The sequence below is a fragment of the Atopobium sp. oral taxon 416 genome, from assembly GCF_018128285.1.
In the GTDB taxonomy this organism is placed as follows: Bacteria; Actinomycetota; Coriobacteriia; order Coriobacteriales; family Atopobiaceae; genus Olsenella_L.
In genome coordinates, this window is the sequence record NZ_CP072380.1 from 2,594,191 (window position 1) to 2,606,847 (window position 12,657).

Here is a 12,657-nt window from a genome sequence, read left to right on the forward strand (position 1 = left end):
AGGATTAAAGCCTATATCTTGATCGGGAAGTTTTCCTTCTCTTCAAGCACCTGCTTGTAACAATCTATTGCGCTTAGATCCTTTGCGAAGAAGGCTTACGACTGCCTTTAAGAAGGCATGTTCCATCTCAAGCTCTCTGCTGCGCTTGGCATAAGGCTTTTGAGCTTTTCCTCTTTAGCCTCGCTGCGCTAAGCAGCTGATAGTCTATCTCTGTGCTCTTCTACCCAGCGGATCTGTGTTTTGGGACTCAAGCCCTAACTCGGTGGTAAGGTGGGCTATCGGCTTGCCGGTGAAGATAGCACACTCAGCTGTTTTCAGGCGCTACTCATCGCTGTATTTGGTAGCGGGATTGTTTGTTACCTGTAGTCCTTTCGGTCGGCTTGTCTTGCAGTTAAGAGGAGCCTCATAATTCCTCGAGCCGCACTGTCCGAAAAAATGATACAGGTCATGCATCGGCGATGTCTCGCCCGAGCGCAAGCGTCTCGTCAAAGTCTGCCACGAGTCGGTTAAGGCAGGCCTTGCTACCGTGAAGCCATGGTGGGAAGTGCAGCTGGTCGTGACAGAGGTCGTGACAGAGGATAGCTACGAACTTCTGTCCTGGTAGGCAGAACAGAGGAGATTGTTTCGGAAGGCATGCGGGAGCTTCTCCTGCATGCCTTCCTCCGTATCTGGGCACCGTCTGCGTGCCAGCCCTTTGAAGCTTTTGGCCGGGACGATAGACTGGTGAGAAGTGCCATACCGGAAAGGGGTCCTACCATGCTGAATAATTTCTCGAAGCATCCGCTCTGGGAGTGCCACAAAACGCTGATCCGGGTGGCGCAGGGGCAGGAGCCTGCCGATATCGTCCTTCGACACGTCACGCTTGTGAGCGTGACGACGCATGAGCTTCTGGAAGATGCCGATATCGCGATTGCGGCAGGACGCGTCGCCTATATTGGCATAGAAGGACATACAGCAGAGCACTGCATCGGCGAGAAGACGGAGGTCTTCGACCTTGCCGGTGCCTATGTCGCCCCTGCCTTCATGGATGGCCACATCCATGTGGAGTCCGCGATGGTAGGACCTGCCGAGTATGCCTGTGCCGTCGTGCCGCACGGCACCTCCGCGATCATGTGGGACCCACATGAGGCAATGAATGTCGCGGGGATAGAAGCGCTCGATGTCCTTATGAAGGATGCTGAGCGTGTGCCTTTGAAGTGCTATGTGACGCCTGGCTCCTGTGTGCCGGCTGTTCCTGGCTTCGAGGATACGGGTGCCACGATCGATGCAGCGGACATCCACGAAGCAATGAAGCGGGACGAGATCTGCGGCCTCGGCGAGATGATGAATGACCCGGGTGTGCTCTCCTGTGCAGATGGTCCGCTTGCCGAGATCGAAGAGACCTTGAAGGCGGGAAAGACTGCCACGGGCCACTACACGATGGGAGACACCGACCGTGGCCTTGAGGCCTATATCGCCTCCGGTGTCTCCTGCTGCCATGAGTCGGTCACGCGCGAAGAGGCGCTTGCGAAGCTCAGGTGCGGCCAATACGCGCAGCTCAGGGAAGGCTCTGCCTGGCAGAATCTCAAAGAGCTTGCGCATGCCGTGACGGACAACGAGATCGATACACGCTTCGTGAATCTCGTGACGGATGACTCCCATCCCGAGACGCTCGTATCCGAAGGACATATCGACCGGATTCTCAAGAAAGCAGTCGCCTTCGGAATCGATCCTATCTCTGCGATCCAGATGGTCACGATCAATGTGGCGCAGTGCTTCGACCTTGCACAGGACCTGGGCTCGGTCACGCCAGGCAAGTGCGCCGACATCGTCGTGCTTGACGACCTCAAGGACTTCTGCGCCCGCCTTGTTTTTATTGACGGCGAGCTTGTGGCAAGAGACGGACAGGCGCTCTTTGCACCTGACCCGTACGCGTGGCCCGCAAAGTTCCTGCATACGATGCATATCACGGACGAGATCTCAGCTGATACGTTCAAGATCCCTGCCCTGAAAAAAGATGGCTCCGTCCTGCCTGATGGGAAGGCCTACGTCCGTGTCATCGCATCCTCGGCAGGATCCACACTCACGAAGGAAGAGCATCTCGAAGTGCCGGTACGCGACGGCGCGCTTCTCGCCGATCCTGCGCAGGATGTCCTCAAGGCCTTCGTCTTCGACCGCCATCACGAGGGAGGCCAGCACGCCTGTGCCTTCGCGAGGGGCTTCGGTATCCACGGCGCGCTGGCCCAGACCGTCGCGCACGACGCACACAACCTGCTTGTCGTCGGAGACTCGGATGAGGACATGGCCATCGCGGCACGCGATCTCATTGCATCGGGCGGAGGCGAGGTCGCCGTCCAGGACGGAAAGATTCTGGGCAAGGTCGCCCTGCCGCTTTTCGGTATCATGTCCACCTCACCCATCGAGAAGGTCGCGCACGACGTTGCCGGCATAGAGGCTGCCTGGAAAAAGATGGGCTGCACGATGCCAAGCCCATTCATGACAATGGGGCTGTTGTCGCTCGCCTGCATACCGGAGCTCAGGCTCACGGACCGGGGCCTTGTCGACTGCTGCCGCTACTGCTTCGTGCCGCTCCTTGTCGAGGACGGGGACTGAGCCCTCTCAAAGAGGCCAAGCTGGAAGTGTGCGGCCTCGCTCATGGGAAGCAGCGCATAGCGGGAAAGCTCGTCTGTACGGGTAGAGATGAAGCGCCTTGTCTCGAAGTTTGCCATGATGTCTTCGAAGGAGGGGAGCGCTGCCAAAAGCAGGGCGCTGGGCTGGAGCTTGCGCTCACCGATGAAGATGCCAGAGAGCTGGAAGGACTCTTCGGGAAGCGTGATGCTGAGCTCCTCTGTGCATTCCTGGCTCGTGCAGGAACGGACGGGATCTTTTACCTTGAGGTCTTGCTCGTCGAGCGCGCCTGTCACGGAGACGGAGTACGTCTTCGGGGCCAGGGCCACAGCACCTGAGCGCTCTGCCAGAAGGCAGCGTCCCTCTCTGTCGTGCAGAAGCACGCTTACGGCGAGGCCGTTTGCAAGATGAGCGCAGGAGAAGATCTGTGCAGAGTCTTCTGCAAGCTTTTCCGCTAAGACCGTCTGCCTGAAGTGCTTAGCCAATGTCTGGGTCAAGTCCGAATTCGTGTGTAAATTCGCGAACGCCCCACATCTCCTATTTCGCCTTCATGAGCCCGCACTGATCGCGCGCGATGGCGACGAGCGCGGACGTCCGCTTCTCGAGCTCCTCGACCGCCGGGCGGTAGCAGGCCTTCCTCCCCGGCCCCTACCACCAGCCTGAGCTGTAATCTTTTGGTGGACAGTGGGATTCAGAGACTGGCAACAGATATGCTCTGTTTAGATACCCACCTACCAACACCAGCAGATTGAAGAGATGAGATGTCGCTAAGCGCAAGCGAGATAGAGAAGGCAAAGTCCCGCACGAAGCCGGAAACACCCAGGCACTACACTGAGGAAGTATTGCCTTGAGGCCATCGAGTACTACAGGAAGGCACGTAAGGCCAACCCTAAGAAGAGCATCAGAGGATGCGCCGCGAAGCTTAAGGATCAACGACAAGACCTTAAACGACTGGATCATCAAGCACAGCAAGACCGGAAGGGTGACCCAGGCAAGGACCGAGGTGCACAAGCAGCTCGACGCAGTGAACAGGCGTATACACGAGCTCGAGAGCGAGAATAGGTTCGGTGGATTAGCATTCTAAGTGCAACACAATGACCCGCTGGATGCAAGCGTGGCACACTCCGGAAGGCTACGATGTTGGTTGTCTCAATCAACGTCGAAAGCTAAAAGGAATGTGCCACTACAAGCATCTCAAGCCTACAGGAGAGGAACTGCATAGCCGTACTGTGTGGCACAAGGGAAGGCTAATCGCCTATATCGCGGCAGAGATTGGCAAGGACAGCTTCAGCGTCTGCCACAAGCTCAAGAGGAATGGCCGCCACGGCCGCTTTAGGGCATGTGCTGCCCAAAAGGAGGGCGGATGAGCGCCGCAGGAGATGCAGGGCGAAAAGGCGGCTTTTCAGACCCTGCGCTTACGCAGAAGGTGCGCTTACTCATCATGGACAGACACTGGTCCCTGGAGCAGATAGACGACATCTCAGGCTCGAGGGTGGCGGCAGGTGCACCGTTGAGCCTGCCGACTATCTATCGTGAGGTCCTTAGCCGCCACGCTCGAGCTGCCGGGATCCGGCCCGCAAGGCCAGGTGTGGCGCCACCTGCGCAGCAAGAGACCTAAGATGAGGGGCAAGATCGAGATCTTACCCACCGTGGAGGAGAGGCCCAAGCAGGCCGATGAGAGGTCTCGCCTCATCGAGTGGGCAGACGACACGCTCGTGGCAGCCGGGCCCGTGTGCCTGCTCGTGCTTGCCGACAGGGCAGTGAGGCTGCTTGCCGCGAAGAGAGCCAGCACGACAGCGGAAGCGTCTCTAAGGCCGAGGTCGGGCTGCTGTAGGGACGTCCCCTTAAGACGCTCACTTCCGGATAGGGGCAAGCAGTTCGCAGGGCATACAGGGCTCACAGATGCCCTTTGAGGCGTGCAGTTCTACTTTTGCGACCCCCACCATCTATGGCAAAAGCCGACAGTTAAGAATACCAACGGGCTCCTGCGCAAGTTCTTCCCCTAAGGGCAGCAACTTCGGCAAGGTCACAAACGAGGAGGTGCAGCATACGGTGGAGCTGATCTGTGACAGGCCGAGGAAGGTCCTGAAATACAGGACAGCCAACGAGGTCTTTAGGGAGATGGTGCACTCAGCTTGACAATCTGCCCCCTGAAAAGATACACGAGCCAATTTAGATATGACTGCAGGTTGTCCATTCTCATGCCGATGAAACGATAGATGTATCTCTTAAGCCAGGAACACATGTTATTGATCAGTGCCATATTCTCCAGATAGTTCTTATCCTTCTCATTAGCAATGTATGATTCGCTATGAAGATGGAGCTTCTCAATGAGAAGATTATGGGCATTTTCACCATCATGAACTAACACTGATCCAGGAGCAATATGGTCCTTGAGCGCATGATAGATTCTTGTGCTTGAGGGCTTTCCATGACGTGTGGCTCTATCAACAGAATTGTTTACTGTTAGATTTACATATTCGTATCTTTCCGCAATGGATAAGCAATTTCCTGACATAAAAGGGTACTGTTGACGGCAATGCCTGTACGGATGCAGGCAGCTCTTGGAGAGGAGAACGCGATGAAACTGCTTCGCGCCATGCGCGAGCCCCTGAAGTATGTCCAGGGCAAGGATGCGCTTCTGAAGTTCAAGGACGAGATGGGCTACATGGGGAGCCGCTGGCTCTTCATCTGCTCGAAGAGCGGCTACAAAGCCTGCCACGACAAGATCGAGCAGAGCTTCGGCGACGATGGCAGCTACCGCCGCTACGAGATCTTCGGCGGCACCTCGAGCAAGGGCGAGATCACGAAGATGAAGAAGATCGTCGAGGAGGACAAGACCGACGCCGTCTGTGCCTGCGGCGGCGGCTCTGCCGTCGACACGGCAAAGGCGACTGCCTACTACACCGACAAGAAGGTTGTCATCATCCCGACGGTTGCAGCAACCGATGCTCCCTGCACCGGTCTTTCTGTCATTTACAATGACGACGGTAGCTTCGACAAGTACCTCTTCTATCCCCAGAACCCTGATGCAGTGATGGTCGACTCCCAGGTCATCGCCGATGCACCCGTGCGCTTCCTCGTTGCTGGTATGGGTGATGCCCTCGGCACGTTCTTCGAAGGCCGCGCCTCCATCCGCACCGAGTCCCCGAGCCTCGAGGGCACGGGCATCACGCGTGCCGGCATGGCACTGGCAAAGCTCTGCTACGAGACACTCAGAAACTACGGCAAGCAGGCCCTTACTGCCTGCGAGCACCATGTGGTCACACCGGCACTCGACGCGATCATTGAAGCAAACGTTTATCTTTCTGGCGTCGGCGCAGACAACGTAAACTGCGCAGCAGCCCACTCGTTCTATAACGGACTGACGGCGCTCGGCGGCCACAGCGTGCCACATGGCAACTGCGTCGCCTTTGGCACACTGGTCCAGCTCACGCTCGAAGGCGCCACGAAGAAAGAGTTCGAGGATGTCCAGAGTTTCTGCCTCGAGGTAGGCCTTCCGGTGACGCTTGAGGAGCTCGGCGTCACGACCGAGGACCAGATTCGCACGATCGCAGAGCATGCCTGCGTCCCCGGCGAAACGATCCACAACCTCGCTGGCGATGTCACACCCGACGAGCTCTATGCAGCCATCGTCGCAACCGACGCTGAAGGCAAGGCCGTTCTCGGCAAGTAGCTTCCAGCACATAGCACGTCCCAGGAGAGGTACCGGCACGTCCGGGTCTCCCCTCCTTCTGTGCGGAGAATGAGTATCATAGTGGGAAAAGAAGAACCGGCGAAGGAAGAAGGACCATGGAGAAGCTGCCGCCTCTGCAGAAGATCTATGAAGCATGGAGCGCCCTGGCTGATAGCAGGGTCGAGATGGAAGAGGACACGGCAGAGGTCACGTCCTCGAACGATACCAAGCGCTACACAGTCAGCTGGTCCGGAGATGTCTATTCCTCGGACGACAATGCAAGCTACTGGCAGGGCTATGCCGGCTACCCCGTCCTTGCAGTCCTCATGAAGCAGGGAAAGCTTCCCTTGGCAGATGCGCTTGTGCCCCGCTTTGCGCATATCGACTGGAATGCCCTCAACAAGAAATACAAGAGAGACTATGCCGCAGCGGCCCAGGAAGCTTTCAAGGCTGCAGGACTTACCGAGGAAGAGATCACCGAGGCAGAAGCTGCTGCCCAGGAAGCGCTTGACGCCGTGGCGGCATTGCCGATCAAGATGAAGCGCAAGGGACGTCCTGCCGAGTAGGCGGATGCCTATCTCATCTGCCGTATCATCGAAGCAGACCGATCTTTGCTGCAGAGCAGCCAGAACAGAGGAGGAGCAATGACCACGACCGAGCTCATCAAGCTGGACCATGGATGCGCAGAGGGCACCATGGTGCCGGCGCTTGCAGGAGAGAACCACGCTTCCCTCCTTGTAATCCGCTGCGCGAAGGGCTTCCTCATGTGCGGATACCTGAGCCTCGAGAAGGCAGAGCAGCTTGACGATGTGGCCGTGCGTGTTGCCGGCGCAAGCTTCGATGAGGTCCTCGCGAACAAGATCACAGGCATGACCTCCGCCGCTGCAGCTCTCGGCATCACTCCCGATATGACCGGCCGCGAGGCAGCAGAGATCCTGAACCAGCAGTAGGCACACACAAGCTTCCGCAATCCTGCCCTCAGGGGACAACGCGTGGATTGCAGGAGTATTTGTCTCCCCATGTTGTCCGATACCGTATCATCGGGTGGACCAGATTGTCGGACCCAAGCTCCGGCCCATCAAAGATATGAGGCAGAACAGATACTCAGCGTTCTGCCAACACCTTCCAGAGAGAAGATTCCACGGAACTCAATGGCCGCCAGATCAGGCAGCCCCGCAGCCTCGCTAACAGGTTTGAGGCAACCGTCGGTATCGGTAAGGTAGGCATCACGGACGCCGTCGTGCACCAGATGGACAATATACTCGAAGCACATGAGCTCGTGAAGTACTCCGCCCAGGGAAGCGCCGGCATGGACACCCACGGGGCAGCTATCGCCCTCTCCCGCCCGACCCATTCCGCCGTCGTCCAAGTCATCGGCCATCGCTTCGTGCTCTACCGCGAGACCCACCGCGACGATATGGAGAAGATCCAGCTCGTGCACTAGCACAAACCAGGCAGCCTGAGACTATGCCGGCCCGTTTCCAAAAGGAGGCGGGCCGGTGCTTTATAGCGATAATATTGGCAAATGAAGGTTCTAGGTCAATGCGCCAGGCAGCTGAACGGAACCACATGCACACCATCGGGACGCGTATAGGCATACTTTCCGCCGGTGAGTACCATCAAGAAGCTCAGTGCCCCCATCTTTTCGTGATTTACCTTCTCGTAAAAGCGACAGGAGATTGCCCACACCTTCTTCTATGCGATCCTTTCCTCCGAATTTCACCTCTATGCCAGCCCAGCGCCCGTCATGGAGCCGGATGACAGCATCAGCTTCGAGGCCGTTCTTGTCTCGATAGTGATAGATTCTTCCTCCCGGCGGACGTGCATAGACGCGCAGGTCTCGAACGGATAGCTCATCGTGTTCAGACCGTTGAGCAGGCCCTGCGCATTGCAGCCCAATGAAGCTGCTGCAAGGGACGGATCGCACAGATGCCAGACCCGCGCTTTGCGCAAGAGGGGTCTTCGAACGAAGGTTGGGGGCCCAGGCTCCGATATCGGTAATGACATAGAGCCTGCGCAGAGCATTGAGATAGACCCGGAGTGTCAGCTCGCTGATTTTGAGACCAGTGTCTTAGACGTCTGCAAGGAGGGTGGCGAGTGATGCCTCCTGAGCGCTGCAGCGTACAAGCGAGCGCAGAAGTGCCCGTGCCCTCGAAGGATCAAGATCCTGGTCTGCGGCCTGAGAGACATCCATCTCGCAGAGTGTATCTATGTAATCTTCTGTAACGCCCGGATCCGGCCTTCCGAATGAGATGGGGGCTGTCCATCCACCATTGCAGATGAGATCGGCATAGCCCTCGATATCGATATCCAAGCTTCCTGTGACATGCTCGTTCCTCTCAAAAAGCTTCGCCAAGCTCACGTCCCTTGAAGAATCCCCGGACTCCTCAAGAGTCATGGTGTCCATTTCCATGCGCGCAATACGGCCCGTTCCCGTATGCTTTGGAGCATCCTCGTTATCGAGGCTGAAAGGAGTTGCCGAACCCGTCAAGATGTATTGGCCCAGAATGCCTCCCGCAACATCCACCACATTGATTACCGTATCCCAGAGGACAGGAGCGACCTACCACTCATCAATCAGGCGCGGCTTGTCTCCTCGCAGCGAGAGAGATGGCTGCATCTCGAGCGCACCTGCACTTGCAGCAAGCACATCCGGATTGCGAAGCATGAGAGAGCTCTTTGCTACCTACTGACAGGTCGAGGTCTTCCCGCACCACTTCGGACCACGCACAAGAAGTGCGCCAGAGCGGTTGAAGCGCTTTGCGAGCTCTTCATCAGCTATCCTTGGCATGTATCTCATATTTGGCCTCCCATCAGGGACTATTGTACCCTACTTTAGGGTTTGGCTGCTGTTCCACTTCAGGGTCTAGCTGCCAGTGCAGTCTTCGACTATGCCCTGGCGGCCAAACTTCAGCTTTCATTCTTAGGGGTGATACACCGCTTGGTCTGCGAGCTCTTCTTACTGGAAGATGCGTTCCACAGCTGCCTTGTACTCATCAGGCTCGCGGACCTTCGATCCGCCATACCTTCTGTAGGTCCTTGAAAGCAAACCGCGCATAGGGACCACTACACCTTAATGCGGAAGAGAGTATTTCCGCCCATCTTCTCCACGTACCCCTCGAGCGGCCTCTCATGAAACTTCCTGATCTCATCGGCTGTGGCAGCAGGACCGCCCTTGAGCATACGGCCAAGTACAGGATTTGCCAGAATGCCACAGCCTAGAAGGACATGCGTCGTCGCAGGATAGCCCTGGACCAAGGCACCGAGATCAGCCGGAGAGAAGATGTCTCCACTATATGCCACAGGAAAAGGCATCTCCTCGAGCGTCTCTCCATAGCATGCAAAATGCGGTGTCCCTTTGTAGAGCTCCGTCCTCACTCGGGGATGGACAATGAGCTCCTTCAGAGGGCAGCGGCAGAAGATGTCGAGGAGTCTCTCATACTCCGAGACATCAGTGAGTCCCAAGCGGGTCTTGACCGAGACCGGCAGAGGCGACCTTGTACAGATATCCTGAAGGAAGCGCTCGAGTTCCTCCGCATCGCGCAAAAGCCCTGCTTCTTTACCTTTTGCAACAACCGTTCCGGAAGGACAGCCCACATTGAGGTTGACTTCACTGTAGCCAAGCTCGGCCAGAAGCCCTGCAGGCCAGACGAAACCGTCGGCATTCTTCGTCAGCAGCTGAGGGATGACAAGAAGGTCGTCCAGCTTCCTGAGCGCCTTCAGCGTCTTCTCGGTGAAGGGCTTGCCCAGGTGTGCCGGTGCGATGAAGGGAAGACAGTATCTGTCGAGCTTGCCGAAGCAGGAGGCATGGACCTCGCGGAAAACATGTCCTGTTATTCCATTCCTTCCATAGGGGTGAGCGAGAATTCCACGGGCTTCTCCTTCATCTCATCTCGGCAGAAACAACCATTCCCCCTTGTATCCGCTGCTTGCGCATCTCTTCGGGAGTCATCCGCACAGAGAAAGAGGGAGACGCCCACAAGCATCTCTCTCCACGCAATCTTTCTGTCTTTGGATCTCTATGCCTTGTGCCAAGGCGCATGGCCATTCACGATGTTGAGCAGGCTCTGCGCCAGCCAAGCCGGCATCGCTCCTCCTGCACAGTTCACGAGGCTGAAGAGCGCACATCCTGCGCTCGACTGTATCGACATGCGGCACTGGGGGTCGCTTGGATCGTCGTAGCCCTTCTCGATTGCACCGACGATCTGGTCCATCATGAATCGTGCGACCTTCGAGGTCTTTGCCATCTCGATGAGCGAGTCCGTCTCGTCGTAAGTGCCCTTTACATGGTGTGTTTCCTTGGGGACCGGCTTTCCGTAGAGTGCCTCGAAGTCTGCAAGTGCCGGCTTCCCTTCCGGCTTCTCATACCAGGTGTCCGCAAGACGTGCATCAGCCAAGCTCTTCACAGCCTTTCCCTCGTGCTCGATCGTGCAGGCAAGCGGAAGGTCGTGCGCAGAGAATCCTGCATGCACGGTGTAGGTGCCACCGAGCTCCTGCCAGCCGTCCCTCCAGACGCGGAAGGCAGCAGGATCGAGCGCAATCTCGACCTGCTTCGTCTCTTTGGGCGTAAGCTCGACGCGCGCAAAGCCAGCGAGTGCAAGCACAGGTTCGGGAAGCCCATCCTTGGGTGCCGTGATATAGATCTGGGGCACGACAACACCGGTGCGCTTGCCTGTGTTCGTGACGGAAAGCGTAGCTGTCATGCCGTGGACGGCGAGGTCTTTCATCTCAAATATCGTATAGGAAAGGCCTTCGCCGAAGTGATGCGCAACCGGCACCTTGGCCGTCTCGTAGTAGCGGTAGCCCACGAACGTGCCCTCGCGGTACTGCGCCTGGCGGTGTGGCTCTCCCCACCAGCCCATGCATGGCACATCGCCTGCATGGAAAGGCCAGGTCTCCGTGAGCCTGCCGGAAGCGTCTGTGTCACCTTCGAGCACATGCACGGTTGCCTTTGCTCCCGCTTCTCCGCCAAGGCCTGCCCAGAGCACGGCAGATACTTCCTTCTCCCAGGGAAGCTCGACGGCAGATCCGCTCTGCACGACGACGACCGTATGCTTGGCTGCCGCGGCAACCGCACGCACGAGCTCGTCCATGCTAGAAGGAAGCTCCATGTCCTTCCGGTCATAGCCCTCGGACTCGATCGTCTCAGGAAGCCCCACAACGACAACTGCAACCTCGGCTGCACGTGCTGCTGCAACTGCCTCGTCCACGAGTGTCGGCGTCGTCGAGCCGTTCTTCGGATCGTAGCCGGCAGCATAGGTCCAGTCAGACCTCAGGCCAGCAAGCGTCTCGACCTTGCGAGCATTGATGTGGCTCGAGCCGCCACCCTGGTAGTGCGGCGTCTTTGCAAGGGCGCCGATGAGGGCGACCTTTGCATCCTTTGCAAGCGGCAGCACTCCGTCATTTGCAAGGAGCACCTGTCCTTCCTCTGCAACCTTCAAGGCAACAGCACGGTTGCCGGCAATGTCCACAGATGTGCTGCCTGCCTCAGCATGCTCAATCGCAAGCGCTGCAATCCTCTCCGCGCAGGCCGTGATGTCGGCCTCGCCGAGCGTGCCCGCGTGTACTGCATCGAGCGCCTGCTTCTCGAGGTGCTTGCCGGCGCCCGGCATCGCAAGGTCGCACGTCGCCTTGTACGCGGCGGCCCTGTCGTGCATGCCGCCCCAGTCTGTCGTGATGGCACCTTCGAAACCCCACTCGTCGCGCAGGATCTCGCACAGAAGATGCCTGTTATCCGAGCAGTAGATGCCATTGAGCATCACGTAGGCGCTCATGATCATTTCAGGCCTGGCATCACGCACGACCATCTCGAACGCCCTGAGATAGATCTCACGCAGCGTCCTTTCGTCGATGAGGCAGTCATTCGAGAACCGCTTGTACTCCTGGGAGTTCACGGCAAAGTGCTTCACGCACGAGCCGGAGCCTGTCGACTGCACGCCCTTCACGTACTCGCTTGCCAAGGTGCCCGTGAGATACGGATCCTCAGAGAAGTACTCGAAATTCCTGCCGCAGAGTGGACTTCTCTTGATGTTGAGTCCCGGACCGAGGACGACGCCGACACCAAGCGAGCGTGCCTCGGCACCGATTGCTGTGCCCATCTTTGCCACAAGCTCCCTGTCCCAGGTTGCTGCCGCCGTGGCAAGCGACGGGAAGCAGGTCGCCGGCTCCGATTTCGTCATTCCTTTCGCATCGGTGCCCGGCTTCTGGTAGCGAAGGCCGGAAGGGCCATCGCTCACCGTGAGGGCAGGAAGGCCCTTTTCAGGGATGGCCTGCGTGCGCCAGAAGTCTGCACCGATACCGAGGTGCACCTTCTCCTCGAGCGTAAGAGAGGATACGACCTTCTCCGCCTTCTTCTTCGTGCTATCGTCCACAGA

Annotated in this window: 14 protein-coding genes and 1 pseudogene; 9 read left to right on the top strand and 6 right to left on the bottom strand. The window is 57.7% G+C overall.

What is annotated here, in order from left to right:
• Nucleotides 1-756: 756 nt before the first annotated feature.
• Nucleotides 757-2,592 carry an adenine deaminase gene (locus J4859_RS13565; RefSeq protein WP_212330549.1) on the top strand — a complete coding sequence of 612 codons (1,836 nt, stop codon included), beginning with the start codon at nt 757-759 and terminating at the stop codon, nt 2,590-2,592.
• Here the strand turns inward: J4859_RS13565 and J4859_RS13570 are convergent.
• Nucleotides 2,553-3,092, bottom strand: coding sequence for a hypothetical protein (locus J4859_RS13570; protein WP_212330550.1), 540 nt, complete (start codon nt 3,090-3,092; stop codon nt 2,553-2,555). The two genes, J4859_RS13565 and J4859_RS13570, sit on opposite strands and share 40 nt — an antisense overlap.
• Nucleotides 3,093-3,454: 362 nt before the next feature.
• On the opposite strand from J4859_RS13570, the gene J4859_RS13575 reads away from it, so the two are divergent.
• The 8 genes and pseudogenes from J4859_RS13575 to J4859_RS13610 form a co-directional block, all read left to right on the top strand.
• Complete coding sequence (locus J4859_RS13575; RefSeq protein WP_212330551.1) at nt 3,455-3,691, top strand: hypothetical protein; 237 nt, start codon at nt 3,455-3,457, stop codon at nt 3,689-3,691.
• 91 nt (nt 3,692-3,782) lie between these two features.
• Complete coding sequence (locus J4859_RS13580; protein ID WP_212330552.1) at nt 3,783-3,974, top strand: hypothetical protein; 192 nt, start codon at nt 3,783-3,785, stop codon at nt 3,972-3,974.
• Between the two features lie 74 nt (nt 3,975-4,048).
• Nucleotides 4,049-4,225, top strand: coding sequence for a hypothetical protein (locus tag J4859_RS13585; RefSeq protein ID WP_212330553.1), 177 nt, complete (start codon nt 4,049-4,051; stop codon nt 4,223-4,225).
• A 1-nt stretch (nt 4,226) separates the two neighbouring features.
• On the top strand, nt 4,227-4,520 hold the full coding sequence (locus J4859_RS13590) for a hypothetical protein (protein WP_212330554.1): 294 nt from the start codon (nt 4,227-4,229) through the stop codon (nt 4,518-4,520).
• 668 nt (nt 4,521-5,188) lie between these two features.
• Nucleotides 5,189-6,283: a glycerol dehydrogenase gene (locus J4859_RS13595; protein ID WP_212330555.1), complete on the top strand. Its 1,095-nt coding sequence runs from the start codon at nt 5,189-5,191 to the stop codon at nt 6,281-6,283.
• Between the two features lie 116 nt (nt 6,284-6,399).
• Nucleotides 6,400-6,849, top strand: coding sequence for a hypothetical protein (locus J4859_RS13600; protein WP_212330556.1), 450 nt, complete (start codon nt 6,400-6,402; stop codon nt 6,847-6,849).
• A gap of 78 nt (nt 6,850-6,927) precedes the next feature.
• A complete protein-coding gene (locus tag J4859_RS13605) occupies nt 6,928-7,233 on the top strand; it encodes a DUF1805 domain-containing protein (RefSeq protein WP_212330558.1) in 306 nt (101 codons plus the stop codon).
• Nucleotides 7,234-7,442: 209 nt separating this feature from the next.
• A pseudogene (locus J4859_RS13610) lies at nt 7,443-7,727 on the top strand (YhbY family RNA-binding protein); the annotation flags it as partial.
• A gap of 90 nt (nt 7,728-7,817) precedes the next feature.
• Here J4859_RS13610 and J4859_RS17955 read toward each other — a convergent pair.
• From J4859_RS17955 to J4859_RS13630, 5 genes are all read right to left on the bottom strand, one after another.
• A complete protein-coding gene (locus J4859_RS17955) occupies nt 7,818-8,087 on the bottom strand; it encodes a hypothetical protein (RefSeq protein WP_371812263.1) in 270 nt (89 codons plus the stop codon).
• Nucleotides 8,009-8,236, bottom strand: a complete 228-nt coding sequence (locus J4859_RS16475) for a hypothetical protein (protein ID WP_249113657.1) — start codon at nt 8,234-8,236, stop codon at nt 8,009-8,011. Before J4859_RS16475 ends, J4859_RS17955 begins: the two co-directional genes overlap by 79 nt.
• Before the next feature lie 118 nt (nt 8,237-8,354).
• The gene (locus tag J4859_RS13620) at nt 8,355-8,696 is read right to left on the bottom strand and encodes a hypothetical protein (protein ID WP_212330562.1); all 342 of its coding nucleotides are present in this window, start codon (nt 8,694-8,696) and stop codon (nt 8,355-8,357) included.
• Nucleotides 8,697-9,349: 653 nt separating this feature from the next.
• Nucleotides 9,350-10,150 carry a tRNA-dihydrouridine synthase gene (locus J4859_RS13625; RefSeq protein WP_371812265.1) on the bottom strand — a complete coding sequence of 267 codons (801 nt, stop codon included), beginning with the start codon at nt 10,148-10,150 and terminating at the stop codon, nt 9,350-9,352.
• A 152-nt stretch (nt 10,151-10,302) separates the two neighbouring features.
• Nucleotides 10,303-12,654 carry a glycoside hydrolase family 3 protein gene (locus tag J4859_RS13630; RefSeq protein ID WP_212330564.1) on the bottom strand — a complete coding sequence of 784 codons (2,352 nt, stop codon included), beginning with the start codon at nt 12,652-12,654 and terminating at the stop codon, nt 10,303-10,305.
• Nucleotides 12,655-12,657: the final 3 nt, after the last annotated feature.

Coding starts and splice junctions, on each gene's coding strand:
- J4859_RS13605 (WP_212330558.1), top strand. CDS start 6,928: ATGACCACGACCGAGCTCATCAAGCTGGACCATGGATGCGCAGAGGGC.
- J4859_RS13585 (WP_212330553.1), top strand. CDS start 4,049: ATGGACAGACACTGGTCCCTGGAGCAGATAGACGACATCTCAGGCTCG.
- J4859_RS13620 (WP_212330562.1), bottom strand. CDS start 8,696: ATGGAAATGGACACCATGACTCTTGAGGAGTCCGGGGATTCTTCAAGG.
- J4859_RS13590 (WP_212330554.1), top strand. CDS start 4,227: ATGAGGGGCAAGATCGAGATCTTACCCACCGTGGAGGAGAGGCCCAAG.
- J4859_RS13595 (WP_212330555.1), top strand. CDS start 5,189: ATGAAACTGCTTCGCGCCATGCGCGAGCCCCTGAAGTATGTCCAGGGC.
- J4859_RS13600 (WP_212330556.1), top strand. CDS start 6,400: ATGGAGAAGCTGCCGCCTCTGCAGAAGATCTATGAAGCATGGAGCGCC.
- J4859_RS13580 (WP_212330552.1), top strand. CDS start 3,783: ATGTGCCACTACAAGCATCTCAAGCCTACAGGAGAGGAACTGCATAGC.
- J4859_RS13565 (WP_212330549.1), top strand. CDS start 757: ATGCTGAATAATTTCTCGAAGCATCCGCTCTGGGAGTGCCACAAAACG.